A 26,996-nucleotide genomic window follows, 5' to 3' on the forward strand; every position below is an offset into this window, starting at 1 on the left:
GGTGGCGAAGTCGCCCGCGGAGCTGGTTCGTGAGTTGAACAACGAGATCATTATTCTCAGAGAGCGGGATGTTACACAGCGACGCGAACTCGACATTGTAAGCGACGGGCTGAAAGCCGAGCAGGACGCGCGCCAGCGGCTCGAGGTCGAGATTGCGGCCCTCAGGCAGCAGCTTCAGGACCACATCAAGCACGCCGACCTCGTGGACGGGCGCCGCTGGACCCTGATCCTCGCGCTGTTCGGAGCGGCACTGTCGCTGGCGTCGGGGCTGATCGTTACGCTCGCGAAGAAGTAGAAGCCCATGACCGACCCGGACTCGACCGAGCAGACCTGGCCGCGCGTGCCGTCGAGCGACGTCACCGAGCGCATCCGCTCCCCGTACTCGTTTCTCGGCCCGGCCCAGGCCCCGGACGAGATCGGCCGGTTCGCCGATTACCGCGTGCTCCGGCTGCTCGGGGCCGGCGGGATGGGGCTCGTGTTCGCGGCCGAGGACCTCGGCCTCCGGCGGCCGATCGCGCTCAAGGTGCTCAAGCCCGAACTGGCCGCCGACCCCGAAAGCCGCGAGCGGTTCCTCCGCGAGGGCCGGGCCGCGGCCGGGATCACCTCCGACTACACCGTCACCGTGCTGCACGTCGGCGAGTCGGCCGGGCTGCCGTTCCTGGTCATGCCGCTGCTGGTGGGCGAGACGCTCCAGGCCCGCATCGAGGGGGCGGACTCCCTGGACCTGCGGACCGCCCTCGTGATCGCCCGCGACACCGCCGCCGGGCTGGCCGCGGCGCACGCGCAGGGGCTCATCCACCGGGACATCAAGCCGGCAAACATCTGGCTCGAACGGACCGACGCGGTCGAGTGCAACCGGGAGACGAAAACCTGCGGGGAGACGTCCGACGCGCTCGGCCGCCCCCCGAAGTGCGCGGTCCGCGCCAAGCTGCTCGACTTCGGGCTGGCCCGCAAGCCCCTGCACGAGACCAGCCTCACCAGCACCGGGTTCATCGTCGGCACGCCCAACTACATGTCCCCCGAGCAGGCCGGCGGGCACGAGGTGGACGCCCGCGGCGACCTGTTCGCGCTCGGGTGCGTGATGTATCTCATGCTGACCGGCGAGCTGCCGTTCAAGGGGCCGTCCGCGATGGCGGTGATGATGGCCTTGGCGAACAAGCACCCGGAGCCGGTGCGGCAGAAGAACCCGACCGTGCCCCGGGAGGTGTCGGACCTCGTGACCCGCCTGCTCGCCAAGCGCCCCGGGGAGCGGGTGCAGACCGCGACCGAGGTGGTGTGCGACCTCGAAGCGGCGCTCGCCGGGATGTCCGCGTCCGGCCCGTCGGTTCCGATGCCGCGTCCGGTGAAGGTGGAGCCCGACACCGCCGTCCCGGGGTCGAGCGAGACGCGGCGGGTCGAACCGGTTCCGCCCGATCGGGGCGGGCGGCGCCAGACCGTCGCGCTGGGGACCGCGCTCGCGCTCGCGCTGGGGCTGTCCGCCGTTCTCGGGTGGAAGCTGTTCCGCGCGCCCGCGGCCGGACCCGAGCCCATCGTGATCGGTGTGCTGCACTCGCAGAGCGGCACGATGGCGGTGAGCGAGAACCCGGTCATCGACGCGACCCTGCTCGCCGTGGAGGAGGTGAACGCGGCCGGCGGGGTCAACGGGCGCCCGGTCCGGGCGGTGGTGGTGGACGGCAAATCCGACCCGGACGAGTTCGCGCGCCAGGCCGAGCGGCTGCTGACCGAGGAGAAGTGCGCGGCGGTGTTCGGGTGCTGGACCAGCGCGTCGCGCAAGGCCGTCCGGGCCGTGGTCGAGCGCAACGGCGGGCTGCTGTTCTACCCGGTGCAGTACGAGGGGCTGGAGGAGTCGCCGCGCATCGTGTACCTCGGCCCGGCCCCGAACCAGCAGCTCATTCCCGCGGTCGATTTCGTCATCGACGGGCTCAAGAAGAAGCGGGTCGCGCTGGTGGGGTCGGATTACATCTTCCCGCACACCGCGCACCAGATCATCCGCGACCGGATCGGCGAGCGCAACCGAACCGGGGCCGGGGTCGAGGTGGTGGCGGAGGTGTTCCTGCCGCTCGGCTCGACCGACGCCCGGGACGCGCTCGCCCGCGTGCGGCTCGGGAACGCGGACGTGGTCATCAACACCATCAACGGCACCTCGAACGCCGCGTTCTTCCGCGGGCTGCGCGGCTCCGGCCCGCCGGTGCCCACCGTCTCGGTCAGCATCACCGAGAACGAGGTGCGGGGGCTGAGCCCCGCAGCACTGGTCGATGATTACTTGGTGGCGAGCTACTTCCAGACAATCGACCGGGCGGAGAGCCGGGAGTTCGTGCGCAAGATCCGCGAGAAGTACGGCCCGGACCGGCCCGCGAGCGACATGATGGCCGCGGCGTATTCCGGCGTCCACTTGTGGGCGCGGGCCGCGGCGGCGGCGAACAGCGTCGAGCCCGCGGAGGTGCTGGCGAAGGTGCGCGGGGCCGCGTTCGACGGCCCCAGGGGGCGCGTAAAGGTCGATCCCGAGAGCCAGCACGCCTGGCTGCCGGTGCGGGTGGGCAAGGTGCGCCCGAACGGGGACGTGGTCCTCGTCCCCGGCGCCGGGTCGGAGGCGCCGGTGCGCCCGGTGCCGTACCCGCCCACCCGGACCCGGCACGCGTGGGACCAGTTCCTCCGCCAGCTCGAAATGGACTGGGGCGGCAAGTGGCAGCCGCCGGCCAAACACTGACGCGCCGCGCTCGTGTATGATGGAGCGGGGCACGCCGGGCCGGTGTGGGAGGAGTCGGAGATGAACCTGGGCTTTTACAACACGAACCTGCCGCCGCACCTGCGCGTCTTGAAGGACGAGATCGAGGGCTACGCGCGCGGGTTCGGGCTCGACTTCTACGAAACCATTTTCGAGGTCGTGGACGCCGACGACCTGAACGAGATCGCTGCCTACGGCGGGTTCCCGACGCGGTACCCGCACTGGTCGTTCGGGATGCAGTACGAGGAGCTGAAAAAGAGCTACGAGTACGGCCTCTCGAAGATCTACGAGATGGTCATCAACAACGACCCGTGCTACGCCTACCTGATGCGGTGCAACCACACCGTCGATCAGAAGCTGGTGATGGCCCACGTGTACGGCCACTGCCTCGCACCGGAAACTGAAGTCGTCACCGAAGACGGCTCCAAGGCGATGTGCGATGTGCGTGTCGGTGATCTCGTTTTGACGCATACAGGCGAGTTCAAACCGGTGCGCGTCGTGGCTCGGCGGCATTACACCGGACCCATCTATCGCATGAAGGTGGAGGGCGCGCCGGCCAGTGCGAGCGTGCGCATCACCGGCGAACACCCTGTCGCGGTCCTGCATCAGAGCGGGTTGAAGTGGGTGCCAGCGGCGCAACTCGGCGCCGGACATTTCGTGGGGCTACCACACGTCCGGGCGGTGAGTGCGCCGAGTGCATCCGGGGACGCACGGCAGGGCCTTTGGTTCACGCCTCACGAAGAGGACCACTGTCACCGTGAGGAATTCGGGTTCACGTGGCAAATTCTCGCTCGGCCGGTAGTTGAGCATTACAGCGGTTACGTTTACAACTTTTCGGTCCAAGAGGACGAGAGCTACACGCTCGCTGCGGGGTTCGCGGTTCACAACTGCGACTTTTTCAAGAACAACGCCTACTTCGCGCACACGTCCCGCAAGATGATGGACGAGATCGCGAACCACGGGGCGCGCATCCGGCACTTCGTGGAGCGGTTCGGCGAGGACGAGGTCGAGGCGTTCATGGACCGGTGCATGTCCATTGACGACCTGATCGACATCCACTCGGTCGCCATCCGCCGCCGCGACGACCACGCGCGGTACGACTTCGCCGCCCCGGCCGACGGGGAGCCGGCGGCCGACGGCGCCGCGCCGCGGTTCAAGGCGAAGTCGTACATGTCGGACTACATCAACCCGCCGGAGGCGCTCCGGACCGACGACGAGGCCAAGAAGACGGCCGCGGCGCGGGCCGCGCGGTTCCCGGAGCGGCCCGAGAAGGACGTGCTGCTGTTCCTCATCGAGCACGCGCCGCTCAAGGGCTGGCAGCGCGACCTGTTGAGCATCGTCCGGGACGAGGCGTACTATTTTTATCCGCAAGCTCAAACGAAGATAATTAACGAGGGGTGGGCGAGCTTCTGGCACAGCACCATCATGACGCAGAAGGTGCTGGACCCGTCGGAGGTGATCGACTACGCGGACCACCACTCGGGCACGATGGCGACCAGCTCGCGGCGGCTCAACCCGTACAAGGTCGGCATCGAGCTGCTGCGGGACATCGAGCGGCGCTGGAACATGGGTCAGTTCGGCCCGGAGTGGGAGAACTGCGAGGACATGGACAAGAAGCGCACCTGGGACAAGCAGCTCGGGCTCGGGCGGCAGAAGATCTTCGAGGTGCGCAAGATCCACAACGACATCACCTTTATCGACACGTTCCTGACGCCGGAGTTCTGCAAGGAGCACAACCTGTTCTCGTTCAACTACCAGGAGCCGACCAAGAACTACGTGATCGAGAGCCGCGAGTTCCAGAAGGTCAAGCAGCGGCTACTGTTCGGCCTGACGAACTTCGGGAAGCCGTGGATCTACGTGGTGGACGGCAACCACCGCAACCGCGGCGAACTGATGTTGCGGCACGAGCACCAGGGGGTAGATTTGAAGGTGGACGAGGCGCGCGACGTGCTGGCCAACATCCAGTACATGTGGTCGCGGCCGGTTCACCTGGAGACGCTCAGCGACGGCCAGCCCGTGGTGCTGAGCTTCGACGGTACCGAACACGCTTCACACGTAACCGGAGGGTCCGATGACGCTGTCCGAAAAGCTGCTGCCAAAGCTAAATGAGTGGCGCCCGGCCGGCCCCGGCCGGCACTCGTTCGGCCAGACGTTCGCGGACGAAGGGTGGGGCGTTCAACTGGCGGCCGACAAGACCGACGCGCTGGCCGCGCTGGTGTGGGAACTGGCGCTTGTGCGTACCGGAGACGCGCCCGCGGGGCTGACCCTGCGGGCGTGGGCGGAGCGGACCGCGGCCCGGGCCGTGGGGCTGCTGGAACCGCTCAAGTTGCTGGAAGTGGACGAAGCGCGTGGCGAGGCGCTGCTCCGCAGCGCGGCGCCCGCCAAGAAGGGCGAGCAGGTCGCCTACTATGAGGTAAAGCTGTTCGGCACCGCCCGTGCCGAGCTGCGCCGGTTCGCCGCGACCCGCACCGCCAGCGGTCGCACGCAGGTGGCCTTCGCCCTGACCCATGAGGTGCTGGCGAAGCTCGCTGGCGACATCGCGGGCTGAGAGCCCGTCTCGCCGGGTACTACCAGCCCACAGGTAGTTAACCCGGCCGTAAGCGTTTACAGGGGTACCGGGTGCGATTTTCCGGTCTTTTGGCACACCTCTGGGCGTTGTTGTAGGGCAACGCAGCGATCCAAACTCGGTTGAAGCCCGCAGAGTCGAAACGTCGTAACTCCTTAATTTCCAATCATTACGTCGCTTTGCCGGGTGGATCGTGCGGTTGCCGAGGCTACCCACACTAAACCCTGACGCGGCCCTGACGGTATACGGAACAGATTTGCACGATCTGTTGCGGCTAAATTCTGACGTGCCGTGCTGCGATTCTTGAAGGCCGTGTGTCGTGAGTGCGGCACACGGCTTGCATCACTTCCGTTCATCGCCCAATAAACGGAGGTACAGTATGAGCGCCAACAACTCTCAGCCGCAACAGCCCGCGGATGCGATTAAAGACCCGAAGGATTGGGTGACCGGTGACGAACCCATGACGGGCGCGCAGGAATCATACGTGAACACGCTCGCGCGTCAGGCCGGGCAAGACGTGCCCGAAGACATGACGAAGGCGGAAGCGTCCGAAAAGATCGAAGAACTGCGGGAACAGACCGGCAAAACGAAACGCGCCGCGAAGCCAAAGTCCGCTCGCGCGAGCCGAAAGAAGAGCGCGTGATCTCGTTCGCAGTCGCATTCAGAACGCGTGTTGCACGCCGAACCAGAACTGGAGCGGCGTGCCGCCGTTGAGCGACTTCCCGACATCAAAGCGCAGAGTCGCCCGTTCGATGAAGCTGAAAATCGCCACGTCCATACGCAACCCCGCACCGATTGCGTGCGCCACGTTCCCGCCGACCGTTTGCCCGTTTGCGTACACCGCACCCACGTCGTAGAACGTTGCGAGGTACAGGTTCCGCGCGCCGACGGAGTGGTCGAGAATGTCCCATGTGACGTTCCGCGCCAGCGGGTAACGGAGTTCCACGTTCGCCACCCACAAGGCGCTGCCTTGGCGCTCCGCCAAATCGAACCCTCTGAACAGCGTGCCGCCGCCGAGCGCAAAGAATTGCCCGCGTTCGGGACTCGCCCACTGCCCCAGTACGCGGGCCGCCAGCCGCGTGTAGCGAAACGGTCCGGTCCAGTCCGGCAGGGTGTGAACCAGCGCCAGCTCCGCCCGGCCTTGCGCAAGCGGCTTCCACCCGTTCGCGAAATCGCTCTGACCGCCGGCGGCCATCGCGTCCACCCACAGCCCGCACTCCGGGTCCCAATACGGCGTGTTCAAGTTCAGCCGAACGTGCCAACCGGCCATCCACAAGCGGTCGTACCGCTCGCCCCCGCGGGCCAGTGTGTCGAACCGCTGGAACGGCAGAAAGTTGTCTTGATAAGTTGCGAACGCCTCGTCGTAGAACATCGGCGGCAAATACTGACTCGACGTCTCCTTATGGATGTTGCGGAAGTACACCGACCCGCGCTGCGCCCCACTTGCCCCGTCCAGTCCGCCCCAAGGGCCGCCGATTCGTGTCTCCCAGTTCGCACCGATCTCACGGTGCTCCAACATGATGCGTCCGTCCACACCGGCAACTGCGTCGCGATAGTCTGAACGGATCGCGGTGTACGCGCCGGCGGCGTACCGCTCGGTCCGAAGCGCGCCGGCGCGGAGCCCGAGCATCGTGGAGCGCGTGTACCAGGGGTCTTGCGCCGACGGCCCCCACACCCACGGCCCGACCACGACGTTGAGCCGGTCGTAAGACGTGGTGAGCGCCGTCTCGTCCAGTTGCGTGTACAGCGGCGTCGCCCGGACACTCGCCCCGGGCTTCCACCGGTTGTTCCCGGGGTTCGCGTCCAGTAACACACCGTCGGGGTCAACCGTAACCTGATCGGGTTCGAACGGCAGCTCCGCGTCGATTCGCCAGCGGTTGTCGCCGAGCGGAGTCGCGGTGGCGTTGTACTGCTCGAACTGCACCGGTTCCGTAAACGGGCCGACCGGCAAGCGGGCGGTCGAGTCCCCTTTCGTGAACGCGACCAACGTCGGCTCCGTGAACTCACGGCTCTGTTTCACCGTCACGGACACGCTGTAGCCGCCGCGGGTACGCGGCCCGCCGAGCGGCCCCACTTTCACACGCTCAACGGACCAGTCCGTCATCCCGGTCCCGAACACCCAGCGCTGAAAGAACTCGGACCAATCACGCCCGGTGTAGGACTCGAGTTCCGCCCGCAGTTGCACCGACGACAAAATGCCCCAAGAGTACTTCTGGGCGACGCCCCGGATGAAATCCGTGAACGCGGCTTCTCCGAGCCGATCTTCGATGAGCATGAACACCTTCGAGCCGCGGTCGTAGGCGCCCGTGAACAGCCCGAACAGGTGCTTGTATTGCGGGAGCTCTTGCGCCGCCGGCGTCATCTCGCCGTTGCGGATCGCGTGATACATGCTGCCGTTGCGATAGTTCTCGCGGTGAATGTTGGGCAACCACTCCAGCCCCTGCGGCCACTTCAAGAACGGGTTGTTCTTCCCGCGCTTCCGGTCAATGAACCGGTGCGTAAAGAACGCGGCCGCCCCCTCGTCGAGGTAGGGTTCGGCGTAGCCGTTCGTGCCGATCAGGTTGTACCACCACTGGTGGCACGTCTCGTGCGACACGAGGTATTCGACGTAGTTCCGCGCCAGGTGCGGCATCCCGAACACCCGCTCGTCGATCATGACGAGGCCGCCGCACTCGTTCCCGTTCCACCCGAAGTACGACTCGGCAACGGTGAACTGCGTGTACGGGTAGTCCCCGAACCATTGCGAGTAGACCGGGATCGCGTCGCCGACCATCTTCAGGATTTCGGTCGCGTAGAACTCGTGTTCGGGAAACGCGAGGCACTTGAGTTGGACCTCCCGACCGCTCGGCAACTTTGTGGAACTGGTGAACTCCTTGTAGCGTGCCGACGCGAGCACCGCGAAGTCACGCCCGGTGAACGGCAGGTACTCGATCCGCTTCTTCCCGTCCGCCAGCTTCGTTTCCGACTTCGCAACCGCCGAACACGCGACCAGCTCCTTTTCGGCCACGGTCACGGCAGCCTGGAACACCCCGGCTTCGTTGTACCAGGGCTGGTGCCACGGTACGAACGGCATCGGCTTCCACCCGTCGTCACTGTAAACCGCCAGTAAAGGAATGGCGTTTGTGAGGTACGTAACCCCTTCGTAGTATCCCCAGCGTCCTTGCTTGTTGGGCAACCGCAAGTCGCACACGAGTTCGATCGAAACCGTCTGACCGGCCGCGACCGGCGCGGGGAGTCGGAAACGTAACGCGGTCGGGTTCTTTTCGTCATAACTGTAAGGAAGGTCAACCGGTTCGGCGCCCGAGCCGAGCAACCGGGCGCCGACAACCTCACCCGTCTTGCCGTCGCGGTCGATCCCGAGAGACGGCTGAAGTCGCAACAGTTCGAGCGTTTTCGCGAAGAGCAGGGCCTCGCCGGCGGGAACCTGGAAGTGCGGGTAGAAGTTGAACGCCAACTCACTTGTGGGCGTTTTTGCCGTGTTCGTCCAGGTTACACGTTCACGAATGGTGGCCCGGTGCGTGCGGTTATCGAGAGAAATGTCGAGGTCGTACCGAGGGAGCTTGTCTGCGACGGCGGGCGCAGGCTCGGCGGCTCGCGCAGGCGGCGAGAAACCGATGAGCAGCGCGAACGCGACCGCAGCTCGCACTAGCCAACGCAACAGAGATAAATAGAGCGTTCCCACAGCCCCGGAATAGCGTCGGCGGGGAAACTCTGCTAGTTCAATTCAGGCTTTTCCGGCGGTTCGCCCGCCGCTGACAGGGAAGTTGGCTCAGTTCCCGCATCCCAACTGGCAGTTCCGCTTCGTCGGGGACAAGAACAGGAAGCCCTTGCTTGACGGGAAAATGCACGTGGCAGCCGGTACAGCGAATCTGCTGTTCTTCGCGGACCAGATTGGCCTGGCGTTCTGGGTCGAGTGGGCAGCGGAGCTGCGCGAGAAATGCCTCATCCACCTTGGTTTACCTCACGAAATTTCGGAGCCAACATCAGGATAACAAAAGCGGTACTTGTTTAGCGCCCTGGCAGCAGGGGAGGGTCTGAGCAGTCGTCTACCCCAGGCTCGCCGGGTCGTGCTGACGATCTCTGGGGCGTGCGGATGAAAACGTAGGCCATTTGGAGAACTGTTGATACAGTCACGCCACACGGTTTCGGACGCCGACTACGCTCGCTTTGAACGCCGACTGCATGTGATCTGGCCGGAATCACGGGTCGGTTCATCAATGCGAGTGCCGCTGAACCTGGGCGAGGACGCGGACATCACGCATGCCGCCGCTCTGGTGACGGCAGCCCCGCTATGATCTTACTGTAGTGACTATCTACACGCCTGAGTTCGGCAGTGATCCGGCCGTATTCGGAGTGGTTCTCGAAGGATGTTGAACGCATCTGTCCAGATATCGTGTCGAGTTGAACTGGCAGAACAGATCGTGACGGCGGTCAGAATAGTCTTCTAGAATCTCGAAGGAGCAATTCGAGAGACGCGACATGCGAAAATACGCGGTAGAATGCCGCTCTTTAAATACTTTATGCCGCACTCCGGACAGTTCCGAAATGCGGCATAAAACATTTAGCCGGCAAGATTTAGAACTAGTGCCCCCTCTCGGGCTCGAACCGAGGACCCGCTGATTAAGAGTCAGCTGCTCTACCAACTGAGCTAAAGGGGCTTCGCTAATCTTCATTATGGGGAACGGGGTGCCCGGCTTCAAGAGGCTGAACCCAAAAACTTGCCAAGGAGGAGGGGGATCGTCTTTCACGCCGTCAGGTTTCAGGCGGCGAGTGAGACCGAGTAGTCACCCCATCAGAGATCGTCACCTAACGTTGCTTCGTGTCCATCCCCGCCTGCGCCGCCTGATTCCCCAACAACTCGCCCGACACCTTCAAGCGGGCGGCAATCGCTGTTCTCGAAGTAACACCGATACCAGACGCAACTGCGGAGGTAGCCGGTCACCTTGCCTGCGCGGAACGAGTTGGACGTGGAAATACCATCCTCTGGATGGCCGCCTGACACAAGCGGGACCGTTTGAGGCGACTTAGAAATGCAGACGGTCCGTGTGGCAAGCATTTTTGCCACACGGACCGACAAGAAAGCGGAGAGGGAGGGATTCGAACCCTCGATACCCTTGCGGGTATATCGGTTTTCGAGACCGACGCATTCGACCACTCTGCCACCTCTCCAAGTGGCTAAAATCCTGACGTTCGAGCACTCTAAACTGCGAGCCTTACCGCTCATCTGTCAAGAAGCAGTAAACGAGTTGCATCGGCGAGTTACGGCCGACGAATGCAACACGACCTTAACGCTTCCAGCAGCTAAAGCTGCCGCTTGTTGCAGTTTATAAATCTGCGCGTGCCGAAGCAATCCCCGGCCGACCCAAGAAACCACACTCCGTGTTCCCGCTCACCCGCACCCAACAGGCACGTGGCAGAACAAAACGATCTACTGCCAAATCTGCTCCTTCGGTCGGCAATGGTGCAGGAGCGACAGGCACGGAGGGTAGCGGTTGGAAGAAGGCTTCGAAGAACACAGAGGTAGGGTAGGGCCAGGAATCGACCGGCCCGGGGTGTGTTGCAACTTGACCAGCGGTTATCACCGCTCCTTCACCGAAGAGGTACGTCGCTGCGCTCGTCGCCTTTGATGGTAATGTGGTGGGACGCCGAATCGGCGATGTGGTCGGACAAGCAGCGGGCCGCGGTGTGGGCCGTGGTCACAGAAATGCCACTGCTCGAAGTGTTGGAAACCGAGACCCGTGATGAATAGTCGGTTCGTGGTTCGACGCCTGAACTGGCGCCCGGCTGGTGAGCACTTCATCCGGTTGCCGGGTGAGGTGCGGTTGGGCGCGTTCGATACGTTCGACGCCGCCAGCGCGGACCGCCACACTCGCGAGGCCGAGGTGCGGGGGCGGGTGAACCCGTTCAAGTGCGGCACCGCGTGGCACGCGCTGACCGTCATGCCCGAGCCGGTGTTCCGTGATTGGGTCCGCGATGTGGGGCTCGAACCGCCGCCCGCGAACACGCTGGCGGGCTGGCTCGCGTGGTGGGATGGCACGCAGCACGCCCGAACGGCGGAGCAGACGGAGCGAGTTTGGGACGGGTTAACGCGGGTGCGGTTCTTCGACACAGTCGAACGTCCGGCGGGTGAAGTGGCATTTGCGGTGGTGCGGGTGACGTGGGAGTACAACGACGCGTGGTACGAACCCAGCGCTGAGGGCGGGCGCACGGTTAAAGCGTTCCGCAGCCGCGCGCGCGCCGAGGCCGAACGCGAGCGGCTCGAAGCCGAGGCTCGGCGGCAGTGGGACAACCGTCACTGGGTGCAAGCGGTACGATGGGAGTTGGCGGACTGGCCGTCGCTTGGCGACCGGGTTGGTACCGACAGTGAGAAGGCGTTCGATCGACTTGGCGTGCGGTTGTATGAGGTGATCGAGGTCGATCTCGGTGAGGGCACATAATGGCCGCCCAGGTCGCATTTCTGGTCGTCCGGGGGAGCCTCACGCCTTACGGATACGGGCTGCTGTCACTGTCCGAAGATGAGCATTTTCAGCCACTTGAAGCGGACGATCGCGGCCGGGTGTGGGTGCCCGAGGTGGTTTTCCCCACGCGCGCGGCCGCCGAGCGAGAACGCGAACGGCGAGAACTCGCCGCACACGAACTGCTGAACCCGTTTTGGCTCGGTCCCGTGGATTACTTGTCGTATTGCACGGAAGAAGGCGTCCGCGAGCGGGTGCGCGAGTTCGGTATTACCCCGCCGGAACCGGTTCGCGACCCCTCCCGCTGCGATGGCGATCTGAGCGACTGGGCGACGTGGTGGGACGCCGAATCGGCGACGTGGTCGGACGAGCAGCGCGCCGACGTGTGGGCGCTGCTCGACAAGGTGCGGCTCTTTGAGGTGCTGGAAGTCGAGTTGGAGTGACCCGGTGCCAGACGCAGTCTTGGAGTACGCGATCCGGCGGCTGAACTGGCGGCGCACCCACTACGGGATCGTGCGCATGCCCGGGGCGGTTACGCAGGCGATACTGCCCATGCTCGAAGAGGCCGAAGCGGACCGCTCGCGCCGCGAGGCTGAAGTTCGGCAGCGGGTCGCGAACCCATTCATTTGCGGCCCCAGCCATGCGGCGCGGTCACGGCTCCCGGAACCGATCTTCGCGGACTGGCTTCGCGATGCCAGCATCGAACCGCCGGTTGCGCAGGTGCAAGCGGTGAACTGGACGGAGTGGTGGGAGCAAACGCACAAGGGGCTCGCGCCGGAACAGGTCGCGCACGTTTGGGCGGGGCTCGATCGTGTGCGGTTCTTCGAGGTGGTCGCACGACCCGCGGGGAGCGTTGGCTACGCGGTGGTGAAGATCGAGTGGGAGTACAACGACGACTGGTACGAACCTGGAGCCGAGGGCGGAACGCCGCTCAACGTTTTTCGCACTCGCGCCGCGGCCGAAGCACTCTGGCGTCAACTGGAGCAGCAAGAGCGAGCGGACTATGTCTTGGACCCGGACGACCCGCTGCAATCCGAACCGTCTGGCGTTCGGTTTGAAACGACGCGCTGGAGCGCCGACGTGCTCTGGCCGATGGGCCTGGCCCGAGAGGGGCTGCTGCACTACGAGTACGCGACGTTCGCACAGGGCGACACGGCCCCATTTTATGATATCGTTGAGGTCGATCTGTTGGGCATACGTGCAGGAGATGTCGGTGGCTGAGAACCCCTGCATGTTCCTGGTCGCTCGGATCGGGTGGTGCGTCGACTCCAGTGATGGCCAGACCTGCCAATATCACGATCTCATGAACCGGGCGGGCGAAGATCGGCGGTTCGTGCCGGTCGCGGCGTTCACAATCCGTGAAGACGCGGAACGCCGGATGCGCGAATTGGAACTGGAGGCGGCGCGGCTGTTCAACCCGTTTTGGCGAATCGGCCCACTGTTCGCGCTCGCATCGCAACCGGAGGCGCTCTTGCCTCGCCTCGCCGTCATTGCGGGCTCGCTCCCAAGCGACGCCGTGGCGAACGGTTCTGCGAGCCGTCGCGTGTGGTGCGAGTGGTGGGACGAACACGTTCCCGACTGGTCCGACGAAACGCTTTGGGAAGTGTGGAGCTTGTTCGATCAAATCCGGTTCTACGCGGTGCTGGAAATCGAGGTGGGCGATGAGTGATGTGCCTGCGCCGTTGAGTCAAGAGGATCGAACGTTCCTGTGCGCCCTGGCCGACATCCCCGAGGATCGCACGACGTGGCTCCTGTGTGGTGACTGGCTAGACGACCGCCGCGGTAGTGGCTCGCATTCCCTGGTTTTACCAAGGTTGGGAACCGAGAACGGGCGGTGCCATCTGGTGAGTATGGGGCTTGGCCGGGCGCGCGGTGCGCACCGGATGACCGAAGCCATCCAGGTGGCGCGAACCGGAAAAGCTCGCGCGAGTTGTAACGGGGGTTACAGTGCGGCACACGCAGCCGGCTCAGTGGGGTGCGGACGGGGCATTCGCTGCCATTGAGCTGCCAAGTCGCTACCGAATCGCTGGTCGGTCGCTACCACCGAATCGCGCCCGCAAAACCCGGATAATGCTTGCGGGCGAACAGAACGCCGCTTCGGCATGGGATAAGCATCGCGCTGCAACGTGTTGTTGTGGAACATATTGCGGCGCGTGCGGCTGGATGCGCGGTTCCGCCCTCTCGGGCGGGAACCGACGCCGGTGGCTGCTCACGAGCCGTGAAATCGGCCGCGAACTGGTATCAGCCGTTGTTCAGCCGGAACAGTTTGCGGAGGGCGTCGCGCAAGCTGCCGCTGTGCCCCTCGCGGCTCGCTTCGCTCAGCGCCGCAATCGGGCCGTGCAGCAGTTTGTTCTGGAACAGCCGGAAGGTCCCTTCGATCAGCGACTTATCTGCGGCGGTGAGTTTGCCGTTCAGCTTGCCCAGCATCGGCTCGAGCAGCGCGGCGCGGAGCTTGTCGATCTCGGCGGTGAGTTGCCCGATCACCGGGCCGTTCGCACGCCGGTTCCAGTCCTCCACGAACTTCGACACCTCGGTGTCAATGATCTGCTCGGCCGCCGGCAGGTGCCGCCGCCGCTCGCCCAGACAGCGGTCGGCTTCGCGGGCGAGGTCGTCCACGTTGAACACGCTCACGGCGTCGCCGTCGTGGATGGCCGGGTCGAAGTCGCGCGGCACCGCCATGTCGAAAACCACGAGCGGGCGCCCGGCGCGGTGCCGCCGCACCTTCTCGTCGAACCGCCGGGCCGGAACGATCGGCTCCGGCGCGCCGGTGGTGCTCAGCACGATGTCGGCACGCACCAGCGCGTCGTCCAGTTGCGCCCACGGCACCACCGTACCGCCGCAATCGGCGGCGACCGCCGCGGCCTTGTCGGCGTTGCGGTTGGTCACCAGGATCGCCGCCGGCTGCTCCTCGGCGAGGTGCTTGAGCGTGAGCCGCCCCATCTTCCCCGCGCCGATGACCAGCACGGTTTTGTCGGTGAACGTGTCGAACACCTGGCGGACGAAGTCCACCGCGGCGCTGGAAACGGACACGTGGCCCTGCCCGATGCCCGTCTCGGTGCGCACCCGCTTCGACACCCGCAGGGCGCTGGGGAACAGCGCGTTCAGCAGCGGGCCGGTGGCGGTGGCCTTGTGCGCGGACTCGTAGGCGTCTTTCACCTGCCCGGCGATCTGCCCCTCGCCCAGCACAACGCTGTCGAGTCCGGCGGCGACGCGGAACAGGTGCTTCGCGGCGTCGGCGTCGGCGTGCTCGTACAGGTGCGGCAGGATCGCGTCCGCGGGTACGCCGTGAACCTCCGAGAGGAACTCGGCCATGAGCGGGGCGTGCAGGGCCGCGACGGTGTCCTGACGCGCGACGTAGATCTCGACCCGGTTGCACGTCCCGACGACGACGGCTTCGGCGTCGAACCGCGCGTTGAGTTCGGTGAGCGCCCGCCGGGCTTTTTCGTCGTTGAACGCGAGCTTCTCGCGCAACTCGACGCTGGCGGACGCGACGTTACAGCCGATGGCGCGGAGGTTCACTTGCCACCCCCGATCGCGAACGGGTGCGCCGCGCCCAGCGCCACGAGCAGAAGGGCAAACGCCGCGATGGAGAAGAGCGCCAGCCGCCGGGCCGGGAGGTGCACCGCGTACCGCAGGTACAGCAGAACGAGGAACAGCACCCACAGCCCGGCCGACGACAGCACCTTGACCGAGAACCAGTTCTCGCCGAGCGCGTGGTTGCTCTCCAGCAGCAGGGTGCCAACGAGCAACCCGACGGTGAGCATCGGGAACGCGATGTTGATCGCCCGCCGGTTCATGTGTTCGAGCCGCTCCAGGCTGAGCATCGGCACCACCGCCCGCGGGCTCACCTTGTTCCGCAGCCGCCGCGACTGAATCAAATACATGACGCTGGCCAGGAAGCTTACGCTCACGCCCACGGAGGCACAGAGGATCAGCACCCCGTGAACGCCGCCCCAGAACCGCTCACCGGAGGTCCACTGCGCCAGATCGACCGCGGCGTACTCCGGCTCGACGGTGAGCAGCACCCGGGACGTGATCACGAGCCCGATCACGACCGGCAGCACGAACACGGCCCACGCTTGTTTCGCGTGGTGAACGGTGCCGTAGAAGTAGAACAGCGCGAGCACCCAGGCGAGCAGCAGCACGGACCCGAACGGCACCGCGGGCGACGGCTGGTTCACGAGCAGGTACGCGGAGTGGGCGAACAGCCCGGCGGCGCCGAACGCCAGACCCGTGAGGCGCCATCCGGCCGCGGGCCACAGCAGCCGGCCCGTTTCCAGTAGGAACGCGCACAGGTAGCTGAGCCCGATGCAGTAGTGGTGAATGTTCTGTACGAGTGAGCCGGTCATGGCGCGCGGCTTGAACCTCGCAGTTTCGGGAAGCTAGCCGACATTATACGGCTTCCGTCGCGGCCCGCTCCTGAACCGGTACGGGTCGAACGCCGACCGGCCAAAGTGGGGGCGGTACCGGAACCGATCAAGGCCCCTGTTCCTGGTGAGGGGCGCACCCGTTGTCGCGTGTGCGTTCGGAAAGTGTTTGCCGAGGAAGGTGTTACGGCTGCAAGGTGCGGCACGCTTTCTTGCCGCTGCGTCCGGGCTTGATCGGCTCCGGCCGCGTCCTTGGCCGTCCGGTTCCGTTTCGCGGTCGATATCGACGTGAAAAAATCGCGAAATCGACCCATTTGAGCCGCCGCGGGCGGAATGAGTGTTGTGAAGACCCGATCGAGGCATTCGATGTCGACCCGCGTTCGGCCCGCCTTATCTGAAGTGATCCGCCAGTTCGCATGCGGGTCGCGGCAGGACCGTGCGCGCGATGCCGATTTGCTCTCGGCGTTCGCGCACCAACAGGACGATCAGGCGTTCGCCGACCTCGTCGCCCGGCACGGGCCTCTGGTGTGGGGCGTGTGCAGCCGCGGGCTGGTCGATCCCAACGACGCCGAGGACGCGTTCCAGGCGACGTTTCTCGCGCTGGCCCGTCAGGCCGGTGCGCTCGCGGATCGCGCCCGCACGCACGAGACCCTGGCGGGGTGGCTCTACCTGACGGCCCAGCGGATCGCGCACAACCTGCGGCGGTCGCAAGCGCGGCGGTGCGAACACGAACAGAAAGCGGCTGCCGACTGGAGCGAGCGGGCGGCCGCCCCGGCTTCGCCCGCCTTTGAGCTGGGCGGGGTACTGGACGAGGAACTGGGGCAACTCCCCGCTCGGTTCCGCGAGCCTCTTGTGCTTTGCTACTTCCAGGGCAAGACGCACGCCGACGCGGCCCGACAGTTGGGGTGCCCGGTCGGGACCGTGTCGGGGCGGCTGGCTCGGGCGTGTGAACTTCTTCGCGATCGCCTCGCCCGCCGCGGTGTTGCTCTTGCCGTCGGTCAGGTGGCGGTGGTTCTCGCGACGGCCGGTTCGACGGCCCGCGCAGCGGTCGCACCTGTACCGGCCCGGCTGGCGGACGCTACCGCCGCCGCGGCCCGGCCGTTTGTGACGGGTGACGGCGCGGGCACCGCGGCGGGGCGCCTCGCTCTCGGCGTGCCCCCGGTTCGCGCCGGCGTGAACATCAAATTTGTTGGCGTGCTGGCCGTCGCGTTCCTCGGCGTGACGGTCGCCGCGGCGGTGGGGTTGGGGCCGGCGCCGACCCCGCCGGCCGACGGGCGCTCCGCTTCCCCTCCAGAGGTTCGCGACGGCGGCCATGCGTTCGGTGATCCGTTGCCGACAGGGGCGATCGCCCGCCTGGGGACGCTTCGCTTCCGGACCGGGCGGATGGGGTTCACGTCGAGCGTCGCTTTCGGCCCGGGGGCCAAATCGCTGCTGTCGGCGCACGGCGACGACGTTGTTCACGTTTGGGACCCGGTTACCGGCCGCGAACGGCCGCGCCTGGACGCCCCGCGGTTTTGTACTGCGGTCAGCGCGACCCCGGACGGGCGGCGCCTTGTCGGCGTTGGAGCCTCTGAGGTTTGGGCGTGGGATCTTGCGGCCAACCCGCCGGCCGTGCTTTGGAAGACGCAACAGCCCCGGATCGTGGGCGGGAGCATTGCAATTTCGCCAAATGGGCGCCTGGTCGCCTACGGTTCGGTGAAGGGGACGGTCGTGCTGCTGGACGCGGCCACGGGTGACGAACTGCGCACGTTACCTGCGGTCGGTTCCGGCTTGACCTTCGCGCCGGATTCGAGGCGCCTCGCGGCCTGGTCTCACGAGTCGGCCGTGAACGCGAGCGTCGCGGTGACGGACGTGTCGGTGTGGAACGTTGCGGACGGGACGCACGAGTACACCCTGGAGGTCGCCCCGAAGGGCGGAGCGGTTTCGGCCGTCGCGTTCTCTCCGGACGGCACCACCGTGGCCACGGCTGCGGGTGATCGCCGCTTGCGGCTCTGGAGCGCGGCGGACGGAACGTGGCGGGCCGATCTGACCGCAGACGCCGACCCGCTCGCCTACGTCGGGTTCCAGCCCGACGGCACATTGATCGAGGCGGGCGGTGGTCGAGTTCGGTTCTGGGATACGGTGCGGGGGGCGCAGTCGAGGTCGCCGGTTCGGGCCGAGGACACCGCGGACGCGTACCTCCTCTCGGGAGACGGAACCCTCCTGGCTCGGGCCGGGCTGTTCGGCGCCGGAATGCGCGAGGTCGCGACCGGCCGCGAGATCGGCGCGGGCGCGGGGATGCCGGACGGGTTGGTCCACGCCGTCGCGTTCGCCCCGGACGGCCGGTCCGTCGTAACGGCGGCGTACAGCGAGTCGGCCGGGGGCTCGTTGTACCTCTGGGATGCGACCGACGGCAAACTCCGGGGTCAGGCCGGTATCGGCACGGGACACATTATCTGGGGCCTCGACATCGCTCCGGACGGGGCGGTGTCGGTGGCGAGCGTGCCGCTGTACCGAAACCCCGCGCCGCGGACTCGCGTCATGACGTGGGCGGAGGGGCTTGGTCGTCCGCCGGCCAGCTATGCGCTGCCGGCCGGGACCCGGTGCGGGGCGTCGTCGCCCGACCGCCGTTACGTGGCCGCCGCGACCGGCGACCGGGTTGTGCTCTGTGATCGCGCGACCGGTCAAGAGGTGCGAACACTCCCAATCAAGTGTCAGGCGAACAGCCTCGCGTTTTCGGCCGACGGGAGCTGCGTCGGGGCGCTGGACGTCTCCGCGCGGCGGGTGACCGTTTGCTCGCTGGTGGACGGCCGCCAGACGGTATGGCCGCGGGACGACGGCGCGGCCGTTCAATTCTCGCTGTCGCCGCTGGCTCTATCGCCGGACGGGCGGTTGTTCGCGGTGTGCGTTGCCGGACGCGACGGCCGGCTGCGGGTGATCGAAACTGCGACCGGGGCGGAATTGTGGCAGGCGGACGCGCGGCTGAGCGGGCTCCCCGCGCCCGAGTTCGCGTTCTCCCCGGACGGGCGCACCCTCGCGGCAGCCGGCCGGGACGGGACGGTGCGGGTGTGGGAGGTGGCGAGCGGCGAGGAGCGGCACCGCTTCTCCGGGCACCGCGCCGGGGTGTTCTCGGTGGCGTACAGCCCCGACTCGCGGCGCGTGGCATCGGCGAGTTACGACTGCACCGCCCTGGTGTGGGACGTCGGGACGCTCCCGTCGGTGCCGAAGAATCGGGCGGCCCCCGACGAACTCTGGGCCGCCCTGACGGGGCACGAGGCGGCACCGGCCTACCGCGCGATTGCAGCGCTGGTCGATTCGCCCGGTGTTGCGGTTCCGCTGCTCCGCTCCAAACTCGCTCCGCCTGCCGCACCGCCCGAGCGCGTGCGGGAATGGCTGACGGACCTGGGGAGCAACGAGTTCGCGACCCGTGAGGCCGCGAGCCGCGAACTGGCGCAGCGGGGCGATCAGGTGTTCCCGGAACTCAAACAGGCGTTCGCCGCCGCCGGTTCGCCCGAGGTGCGGGCGCGGCTCCGGCGGTTGCTGGAGCGGCTCGGGTCTCAGTCACCCGACAGCCGGGCGGTTGTACGGGGTGTCGAGGTTCTGGAACGGTTGGGAGCGGACCCGGCCGCCCGGGAACTCTTACGAGAACTCGCGGGTGCGCCGGCCGAGACCTTGCTCGGGCGCGAGTCACGGGCGGCGTACCGGCGGCTCGTGTCAGCCCCTGCGCAGTGAAGACCGGGGCGACCGAACGAGCGTTGCCGAAGGCTTGATTTCTCCAACCGGCGCCGGGATTGGGCGCTGGGCCGAACCGCTCTCTCTCCTGCGGTTCGGCCGATTCGTCGAGACGATACCGGTCCACGTTATCTCTTTCATTTAGGGGGGAGTTTATGACTCGGGGTACGCGACGTTCGGCGTTCACGCTGATCGAGTTGCTGGTGGTGATCGCGATTATTGCCATACTCATCGGCCTCCTGCTGCCGGCCGTTCAGAAAGTCCGGGAGGCGGCGGCCCGGATGAAATGCAGCAACCACCTCAAGCAGATAAGCCTGGCCGCGCACAACTACCACGACGCCAACCAGAGTTTCCCGCAAACGTCTCTTACGGGCAGCACCGTGGCCTCCGGGTACTCGACCTGCTTCGTGGCTCTGCTCCCGTATCTGGAGCAGTCCGCCCTGTACGACGCGCTTCGAGCCAAGGCGGTTGCGGCGAACCGGAAGTACGTGGGCGGGGTGGGCGACGGCGGGGCGACCTCGCTCGACGCCACACCGATCCCGCTGCTCATTTGCCCGTCCGACAAGATGCCCAGCCCGGCGGTCGGCCAGGAACCCGGCAGCAACTTCTACCACGGCCTTACCAGCTATCACCCGGTTGCCACCGGCCTGGACAAATCGAACAGCAAGTGGGGCACCGATGGCGCGATCCCGAACGTGCAAACGGTCAAGATCCTCGACATCACCGACGGCACGTCGAACACGCTGCTGTTCGGGGAGTGGACGAATTTCGATCCCAACTTTGTGAGCTGGGCGCCGTTCGTGGGCAGCGACTCGCGGTACGAGCTGTGGATCTTCGCGGGCGTCTGGGATTCGAGCAGTTCGGGTTGCTTGGCCACGGGCGGCCTGCCGTTCAACTACCGGCTCCCCGCGGCGCCGTCCGGGACCACGTTGGCCACCGCGCTGAACACGATCCAGCTCCGCGCGCAGGCGTTCGGCAGCAGCCACAGCGGCGGGGCGAACGTGTCCTTTGCGGACGGGTCCGTCCGGTTCATTTCGAACAACATCAACAGCTCCCCGCTGGTTCTGCCGGCGCTCTGCTCACGCGCCGGTGGCGAGCCCATCGACGCCACCGCGTACTGACCGCACCGCCGCACCCGAGGAGGCATTCAATCGTGCGTCGCTACTATTTTGCTCCGCTGCTGTTCGCCGCCCTGGTCTGCGGGTGCGAGCGGCAACCGGAGTTCGCACCGGTCGAAGGGACGGTCACCCGAGCCGGGCGGCCGGTCGCCAACATCGAAGTCACCTTCTACGCCGACGAGCCCACGCGCGGGCCGCGGTCGACGGCGCTCACCGACGCCAACGGCCGGTACCGGCTGCGCGCCGACACGGGGGAAGACGGGGCGGTGGTCGGCGCCCACCGGGTGTGCCTGTACGACCGCGATCCCGCGTTCATCATGTCCCTGAACATGGGCACGATCGCCGCGTTCGATAAGGGGCGGTTGCCGCCGGAACTGGCGGGCAAGTTGCCGCCCGGAGCGACCATGCCCGGTAAGGCGCCGGTCTCGCGCGTGCCGGACAGGTACATGCAGCCGTGGGAGTCGCCATTGCGGGCGGAGGTGAAGCCCGGCCCACAAACCCACGACTTCCAACTCCCATGACCGCTTCGACCCGTGGGGGCCGCTCCGTCGTGACCCGGCGCCGGGCGGTCGTGCTCGCCGTCGTTTGTGGGGCCGGCGTGCTGGCCGCGTGGCTGACGTGGCCGGCGCCGGACCGCGGGATGGTGTACGCGGCGCCGGGCGGAACGCCGCTGACCCTGGAGATCGATTACCCGGCCGGACCGGGGCCGCACCCGGTCGTGCTGTTCGCGCCGCACCGCGGCGACTGGGACGGCTCGTTCAAGCGCGAGGACCGTTGCCGCATTCTGGTGAAGGCCCTCACACGCTCCGGATACGCGGTCGCGACCATCCACTACCGACTCATTGGCGAACACCGGTTCCCGGCGCAGATCCATGACGGCAAGGCCGCTGTCCGTTGGTTACGGGCCAACGCCGGGCGCCTGGGGCTGGCGGCCGACCGGGTCGGCGCGATTGGAGTGTCTGCCGGGGGCTATGGGGTGTGCATGCTCGGCACCACCGGCCCGGGTGACGGGTTCGACGACCTCGGCGAAGATCCTGCGGCCGGTCGCGTCCAGGCGGTTGTCGCCCTCGGCGCGCCGGTCGATTGGACCGGCGGCGACTGGTCGACGTTCGTCGAGGCGCACTACCTCCGCCCGTTCCTGGGCAAGACGTTTGCCGAAGACCCTGCTTTGTACTCGCGTGCGTCGCCGGGCGCATACGCCACTTCAGACGATCCGCCGGTCCTGCTCGTCCACTCGGCCCACGACCAGTTGGTACCGGTGGCTCAGGCCCGCGCGTTCGCCGCGAAGCTGCGCCGGGCGGGTGTAACCGTTGAACTGGTGGAAGAGGCCGGCGCGGAGCACGTGTGGGGCGGCCCGCGGTTGGAGAACACGCTCACGTCCGTCGTCAAATTCCTCGACGCGAACCTGCGCCGCTGATCGGGCGCGACCGGTGACGTTTGCCGTTCGTGGCGTTGGAAAAGGGGAGGGCATGATGCCGCAGCCGTGGTGAATTGAAGCAACCAGCGCCCGTCGTCCTTCAGTGCGAACGGCGCGACGGGGAACATGTTCGCGGCTGCTGGCCTGTTGGCCTCGTTCTCGGGAATGAGTGACGGTACGCTGTGTGTGGAGGTGAAGCATGTCTACCGCGATTCGGCCGCCGGCTCTCGCAACCACCCCACCACCCCGCGGCGGGGCGCATCGCCTTGCGCCGCATCACTGGACGATTGGTGAATACCGCCAGTTGGCTCGCGCCGGGTTATTTCATGACGTGAAGACGATGTTGCTGCACGGGGAGTTGTACGTGATGCCCATGCCGAATCCCCCTCACGACATGGCCCTCAACTTGACCTACGAGTTCTTACGTGTTGTTTGTCCTGCCGGTCACTACGTCCGCAACCAGCAAGGTTTTGACATCGGTACCGACAACGATCCCGGGCCGGATCTGGCTGTCGTACTCGGTTCAATCCGCAGCACTACAACGACACCTACCCGTGCGGCCCTGATCGTTGAGGTCGCCGACACGACGCTCTTTACTGACACTACGACGAAAGCTGAGCTGTACGCGACCGCTGGAGTACCTGAGTATTGGGTGATCGATCTTGAGCACCGCCAACTGCGCGTGTTTCGTGATCCACAACCGCTACCTGCTGGACTCGGAGCCACGGCCTACCGCACGCACGCCACGTTCGGTTCGACGGATCACGTCTCGACCCTCTTCGCCCCGACCGTATCGGTGTCGGTGAGCGACCTCTTACCCTGAGCACTGCTACAATTTGGTTCATGTCCGCATTCGACAACGCCGTTATCCTGACCGGGCCGACCGCCTGTGGGAAGTCCGCGCTGGCCCTCGACCTCGCCGAACGCATCGGCGGCGAGGTCGTCGGGCTCGACTCCATGACCGTCTACCGCGGCATGGACATCGGCACCGCGAAGCCGTCCTCGGCGGAACGGGCGCGGGTCCCGCACCACCTGATCGACGTTCTCGACCCGTGGGAGTCGCTGACGGTCGCCTGGTGGCTCGAGCGGGCCGAGGCCGCGTGTGCCGACATTACCGCACGGGGGAAGGTGCCGATCTTCGTCGGCGGCACGCCGTTTTACCTGAAGGCGCTGTTGCACGGGCTGTTCGACGGGCCGCCCGGCGACCCGGAGTTGCGCGCCGCGCTCGAATCTGAGGCCGCGCAAGTGGGCAACGTCGCTCTCCACGCCCGGCTCGCAGTTGTGGACCCGAAGACCGCCGCACGCCTGCACCCGAACGATGTGCGGCGCGTTGTTCGCGCGCTGGAGGTGCATCAACTCACCGGGAAGCCCATTTCCGACTGGCAGCAGACCTGGGACACGCCCGCGTTCGCGGGGGCGTCGCAACCGGCCCCGCCCCCGGCGCGCGTGCCGGCCGTGTGCATCGATTTGCCGCGCGAGGTGCTGTACGACCGCATCAACAGTCGCGTACTTCAGATGATCGACGCGGGCTTCCTCGACGAGGTGCGGCGGCTCCGTGAACTGCCGCACCCGCTCAGCCGCGAGGCAAAGCAGGCGCTGGGGTACCGCGAACTGCTTCAGTACCTGGATGTCGGCGGCGACTGGAACGAAACCGTTACCCTCATTCAGACCCACACCCGGCAGTTCGCGAAGCGCCAGCTCACGTGGTTCCGCCACCTCCCGGCCTGCGTCCCGGTCTCTGTGGACGCGCCCGACGCGCCGGACCGCGTGCTGCGCGCCTGGGAAGCCGCTAGAATGGCGTCATGATCCGAGTATCCGTTGCGAATCCGTATGAGTACCCGCTCGAGTTCCAGCAGCTCAAGGACGCCGCGCGCGCCGTGCTGGAGGGCGAGGGCGTGAAAGCCGGCAAGGTCACGCTCGCGTTCGTGGACAACCCGCACATCCACCGGCTCAACAAGCAGTTCCTCAACCACGACGAGCCGACGGACGTGCTGACCTTTCCGTACACCGACCCCGGCGCGAAGTCGCTGGAAGGGGAGGTGGTCATCGGGTACGAGGTGGCGAAGGAGTACGCCGCCGACCGCAACCACGAACTCAACCTCGAACTGCTGCTGTACGTCGTCCACGGGTGTTTGCACCTGACCGGGTACGACGACACCGACGACGACAGCGAACGCGAGATGCGGGCCAAAGAGCGCGAGTACCTCACGAAACTCGGACTGCCGGACATTGCGGGAGATTGAAGACCTCTTCACCGCCGAATGCGTGTGAGGGCACGGAGAGATGCCGTAAGAGCATTGACGTTCTCGTGTCTTGAATCCGTTCCCTCATACGCATTCGGCGGTGAGCCCTCTTTTTGAACGGCGCATGATCCCTCAGATTCAACCGACCGACCTGAAACGTGCCCTGGAGGCAAACGTGCCTGTCGTGCTGCTCGACGTGCGCCAGCCGGACGAGCGCGCGTTCTGCGCGCTGCCGAACAGCCTCTTCATTCCGTTGGGGGAACTGGCGGGGCGGGTGGAGGAGGTGCCGGCCGACGGGACGCCGGTGGTGGTGTATTGCCACCACGGCGTTCGGAGCCTGACCGGTGCGGGCATTCTCCGGGCCGCCGGCCTTGAAGCGCTCTCGCTGGCCGGCGGGATCGACCGCTGGTCGCTGTCGGTCGACCCTGCCGTGCCGCGCTACTGATCGCAAGCGCGGGCCGCTCGACTACACCGCTTCGGTGTTGCCCTCAGCAGCCTTTGCGGCGTCTTCGGCTTCTTTCATCCGGAGCATCGCGCGGTTGAACTGAGCCGCGATCGGGATGAACACCACAACGACAACGACCATTGCCCCGCCGAGCATCGCGAAGTACGCGCTCGGCGAGAGGTGTTGGTAGAGGCGCGTGATCGGGGCGTTGATCAGCAGGTTGGCCAAGAATACGACCGCCAGCCAGCACCCGGTGACAAAGCTCTTCATCGTCTTCGGAGCGGCCACGAACGCCAGTTCCAGGCCCGTCACTGAGATCAGGATTTCAGCAACGGTGATGATCAGGTACGCGAACACCTGCCACCATACCGTCACCCGCTCTTCGGGCTTTACCCAGCCGATCGATTCGAGTGTTGCTCGGTCCTTCGAGTCCGGTTTGATAGAATTTAACTCTTCACCCGACTTTAGCAGCGGCTCCGCTACACCGCCTGCGGTTAACCCGGCCGCATCGGGCAGGGCGGTCGTCACCAAGTGCCCGCTCGAAACCGTTAGCACTTGACCGTTCTTCAATGCGATCGTACCGTTTGTGAAGCTCAGTTTTTTCTTCTTCTCGTCGAACGCGAAGTCGGTCGCCGACACCGGCACGTCGGTGCCCACTTTCGCGGTTCCGCTGACCTTGCTCAGGTCGCTGGCGTCGGCTTTTGGCAGCACTAACACGCCTTCGGCCGTGGTGACCTTGAGCATCTCCTGCTTGGCCCCGGCCAGGGACCCGGCGACGCTCATGATCGCCATGCTCAGGCCGGTGAGTATGAACCCGAGGGCCAGCTTTTGAGTTGCCTTTACCCTCATACCTGCGCGGTCAAGGCTTTTGAATAAAAACACGCTGATCGGCACCAGGATAATGATGAACAGCGCGTTGAAGCTCTGGATCGCGTCGGCCGGGGCCGGGATCCCGAACAGCGTGCAGTCCATGTAAGTGTCGGCGAAGAAGATCCAGGTGCTCGCGGACTGGTCGAAGATGGCCCAGAAGAACATGACTGTGAGGAACAGCAGGCCGATGCGGCTGAGTGTTTCCATCTTCAACTTGAAGTCCGACTGCTTCTCTTCGGGCGTAACCGCCTTGTAGACGACCGGCAGGCCGGTGATCGTTCGGCCGTCGGGCGGTTGTGTGCCGGGCGCCGTCACCACCTTGCGCTCGATGCGTTCCTTGCCGTAGAACCGTTTGCCGAGCGCGAAAATGACCAGCGCCAGCGCCATCAAACCGGCCGGAAACAGGAACGCGACCTGGTAGCCATACTTATTCCGCAGCAACGGCATCGCCATTTGCGACAGCCACGCGCCGATGTTGATGGCCATGTAAAACCAACTGAACGCACTGGTTCTCAACTGGTCCTGGCCGGGCCGCTGTTGGTCGTACGTCAGGCCCATCAGGGTGGATATGTTCGGCTTGATCACCCCGCTGCCCATCGCGAGCAGCACGAGCGACATGAACACGATGTACTTGTCCTCCATGCCGACAAGGAACTGGGCCACCACATAGGGCACCGAGAACCCGACGATGGTCCAGTACTTGCCGAGGAAGTTGTCCGCGATGTACCCGCCGAGTAGCGGGAAGAAGTAGCACGCCGCGATGAACAGCGACATGAACGTGCCGGCGTCTCCCTCGGCCACGCCCAGCTTGTCGATCATGTACTTCGCTAGGATCGCCCGCATCCCGTAGTACGAGCACCGTTCGGCGAACTCGCCCCAGAAGAAGAACCAGAACCCCGGCGGGTGGCCCGTGGGTACGTCGGGCGGGGCGGAGGCGGATGGCACGGCTGATGACACGTCGGTTGGCCCTTGAGCGAAAGTTGCGGGGGATTGTGCGGAGAAGTGTAGCGATCTTACCCACCGCGCCCGCGTCCGGCACGCGAATTCTGCTGCCCGCTTGCTTGCGCGCCGCGACCGGG

22 protein-coding genes and 2 tRNA genes are annotated in these 26,996 nt (G+C 66.0%); 17 read left to right on the forward strand and 7 right to left on the reverse strand.

Annotated elements, in window-relative coordinates:
- Window position 1: 1 nt before the first annotated feature.
- From R5W23_RS31315 to R5W23_RS31335, 5 genes are all read left to right on the forward strand, one after another.
- The gene (locus R5W23_RS31315) at window positions 2-295 is read left to right on the forward strand and encodes a hypothetical protein (RefSeq protein WP_320689774.1); all 294 of its coding nucleotides are present in this window, start codon (window positions 2-4) and stop codon (window positions 293-295) included.
- A gap of 6 nt (window positions 296-301) precedes the next feature.
- On the forward strand, window positions 302-2,707 hold the full coding sequence (locus R5W23_RS31320) for a transporter substrate-binding protein (protein WP_320689775.1): 2,406 nt from the start codon (window positions 302-304) through the stop codon (window positions 2,705-2,707).
- A gap of 60 nt (window positions 2,708-2,767) precedes the next feature.
- Entirely contained in the window at window positions 2,768-4,834 is a 2,067-nt protein-coding gene (locus R5W23_RS31325; RefSeq protein WP_320689776.1) for a SpoVR family protein, read from the forward strand.
- The gene (locus R5W23_RS31330; RefSeq protein ID WP_320689777.1) at window positions 4,797-5,273 is read left to right on the forward strand and encodes a hypothetical protein; all 477 of its coding nucleotides are present in this window, start codon (window positions 4,797-4,799) and stop codon (window positions 5,271-5,273) included. The genes R5W23_RS31325 and R5W23_RS31330 overlap by 38 nt, the downstream gene beginning before the upstream one ends.
- A 397-nt stretch (window positions 5,274-5,670) precedes the next feature.
- The gene (locus tag R5W23_RS31335; RefSeq protein ID WP_320689778.1) at window positions 5,671-5,934 is read left to right on the forward strand and encodes a DUF3072 domain-containing protein; all 264 of its coding nucleotides are present in this window, start codon (window positions 5,671-5,673) and stop codon (window positions 5,932-5,934) included.
- Between the two features lie 18 nt (window positions 5,935-5,952).
- Here the strand turns inward: R5W23_RS31335 and R5W23_RS31340 are convergent, their stop codons facing one another.
- The 4 genes from R5W23_RS31340 to R5W23_RS31355 form a co-directional block, all read right to left on the reverse strand.
- Entirely contained in the window at window positions 5,953-8,937 is a 2,985-nt protein-coding gene (locus tag R5W23_RS31340; RefSeq protein WP_320689779.1) for a M1 family aminopeptidase, read from the reverse strand.
- 73 nt (window positions 8,938-9,010) lie between these two features.
- Window positions 9,011-9,241 (reverse strand): Trm112 family protein, encoded by a 231-nt coding sequence (locus R5W23_RS31345; protein ID WP_320689780.1) that lies wholly within the window; start codon window positions 9,239-9,241, stop codon window positions 9,011-9,013.
- A gap of 635 nt (window positions 9,242-9,876) precedes the next feature.
- A tRNA-Lys gene (locus R5W23_RS31350) sits at window positions 9,877-9,949 on the reverse strand.
- Window positions 9,950-10,373: 424 nt separating this feature from the next.
- Window positions 10,374-10,460 (reverse strand) — tRNA-Ser (locus R5W23_RS31355).
- A gap of 572 nt (window positions 10,461-11,032) precedes the next feature.
- Here R5W23_RS31355 and R5W23_RS31360 point away from each other — a divergent pair.
- Genes R5W23_RS31360 through R5W23_RS31375 form a run of 4 tightly spaced genes read left to right on the forward strand, consistent with a single transcriptional unit; the run spans window position 11,033 to window position 13,415 of the window.
- The gene (locus R5W23_RS31360; protein WP_320689781.1) at window positions 11,033-11,728 is read left to right on the forward strand and encodes a hypothetical protein; all 696 of its coding nucleotides are present in this window, start codon (window positions 11,033-11,035) and stop codon (window positions 11,726-11,728) included.
- Window positions 11,728-12,189 (forward strand): hypothetical protein, encoded by a 462-nt coding sequence (locus tag R5W23_RS31365; protein ID WP_320689782.1) that lies wholly within the window; start codon window positions 11,728-11,730, stop codon window positions 12,187-12,189. Before R5W23_RS31360 ends, R5W23_RS31365 begins: the two co-directional genes overlap by 1 nt.
- A 4-nt stretch (window positions 12,190-12,193) precedes the next feature.
- On the forward strand, window positions 12,194-12,967 hold the full coding sequence (locus R5W23_RS31370) for a hypothetical protein (protein ID WP_320689783.1): 774 nt from the start codon (window positions 12,194-12,196) through the stop codon (window positions 12,965-12,967).
- Window positions 12,960-13,415: a hypothetical protein gene (locus R5W23_RS31375; RefSeq protein WP_320689784.1), complete on the forward strand. Its 456-nt coding sequence runs from the start codon at window positions 12,960-12,962 to the stop codon at window positions 13,413-13,415. The genes R5W23_RS31370 and R5W23_RS31375 overlap by 8 nt, the downstream gene beginning before the upstream one ends.
- A gap of 572 nt (window positions 13,416-13,987) precedes the next feature.
- On the opposite strand, the gene hemA is transcribed toward R5W23_RS31375, so the two are convergent.
- Complete coding sequence (gene hemA / locus R5W23_RS31380; RefSeq protein ID WP_261187717.1) at window positions 13,988-15,265, reverse strand: glutamyl-tRNA reductase; 1,278 nt, start codon at window positions 15,263-15,265, stop codon at window positions 13,988-13,990.
- The gene (ccsA, locus tag R5W23_RS31385; RefSeq protein WP_261187715.1) at window positions 15,262-16,095 is read right to left on the reverse strand and encodes a cytochrome c biogenesis protein CcsA; all 834 of its coding nucleotides are present in this window, start codon (window positions 16,093-16,095) and stop codon (window positions 15,262-15,264) included. The genes hemA and ccsA overlap by 4 nt, the downstream gene beginning before the upstream one ends.
- A 384-nt stretch (window positions 16,096-16,479) precedes the next feature.
- Between ccsA and R5W23_RS31390 the strand changes: the two genes are divergently transcribed.
- The 8 genes from R5W23_RS31390 to R5W23_RS31425 all read left to right on the forward strand — a co-directional run bounded on the left by R5W23_RS31390 (window position 16,480) and on the right by R5W23_RS31425 (window position 25,047).
- Complete coding sequence (locus tag R5W23_RS31390; protein ID WP_320689785.1) at window positions 16,480-19,824, forward strand: sigma-70 family RNA polymerase sigma factor; 3,345 nt, start codon at window positions 16,480-16,482, stop codon at window positions 19,822-19,824.
- 155 nt (window positions 19,825-19,979) lie between these two features.
- Window positions 19,980-20,945, forward strand: coding sequence for a DUF1559 domain-containing protein (locus tag R5W23_RS31395; protein WP_320689786.1), 966 nt, complete (start codon window positions 19,980-19,982; stop codon window positions 20,943-20,945).
- A gap of 32 nt (window positions 20,946-20,977) precedes the next feature.
- Window positions 20,978-21,463 (forward strand): carboxypeptidase-like regulatory domain-containing protein, encoded by a 486-nt coding sequence (locus R5W23_RS31400; protein ID WP_320689787.1) that lies wholly within the window; start codon window positions 20,978-20,980, stop codon window positions 21,461-21,463.
- Window positions 21,460-22,359: an alpha/beta hydrolase gene (locus R5W23_RS31405; protein WP_320689788.1), complete on the forward strand. Its 900-nt coding sequence runs from the start codon at window positions 21,460-21,462 to the stop codon at window positions 22,357-22,359. The genes R5W23_RS31400 and R5W23_RS31405 overlap by 4 nt, the downstream gene beginning before the upstream one ends.
- A gap of 199 nt (window positions 22,360-22,558) precedes the next feature.
- Window positions 22,559-23,182, forward strand: a complete 624-nt coding sequence (locus tag R5W23_RS31410) for a Uma2 family endonuclease (RefSeq protein ID WP_081471779.1) — start codon at window positions 22,559-22,561, stop codon at window positions 23,180-23,182.
- Between the two features lie 20 nt (window positions 23,183-23,202).
- A complete protein-coding gene (gene miaA / locus R5W23_RS31415) occupies window positions 23,203-24,165 on the forward strand; it encodes a tRNA (adenosine(37)-N6)-dimethylallyltransferase MiaA (RefSeq protein WP_320689789.1) in 963 nt (320 codons plus the stop codon).
- Window positions 24,162-24,602 (forward strand): rRNA maturation RNase YbeY, encoded by a 441-nt coding sequence (ybeY, locus tag R5W23_RS31420; RefSeq protein WP_320689790.1) that lies wholly within the window; start codon window positions 24,162-24,164, stop codon window positions 24,600-24,602. Before miaA ends, ybeY begins: the two co-directional genes overlap by 4 nt.
- A 124-nt stretch (window positions 24,603-24,726) precedes the next feature.
- The gene (locus R5W23_RS31425) at window positions 24,727-25,047 is read left to right on the forward strand and encodes a rhodanese-like domain-containing protein (RefSeq protein ID WP_320689791.1); all 321 of its coding nucleotides are present in this window, start codon (window positions 24,727-24,729) and stop codon (window positions 25,045-25,047) included.
- Window positions 25,048-25,068: 21 nt separating this feature from the next.
- Here the strand turns inward: R5W23_RS31425 and R5W23_RS31430 are convergent, their stop codons facing one another.
- Window positions 25,069-26,862 (reverse strand): peptide MFS transporter, encoded by a 1,794-nt coding sequence (locus R5W23_RS31430; protein ID WP_320689792.1) that lies wholly within the window; start codon window positions 26,860-26,862, stop codon window positions 25,069-25,071.
- Window positions 26,863-26,996 lie beyond the last annotated feature (134 nt).

The organism is Gemmata algarum (genome assembly GCF_034097035.1).
In the GTDB taxonomy this organism is placed as follows: domain Bacteria; phylum Planctomycetota; class Planctomycetia; order Gemmatales; family Gemmataceae; genus Gemmata; species Gemmata algarum.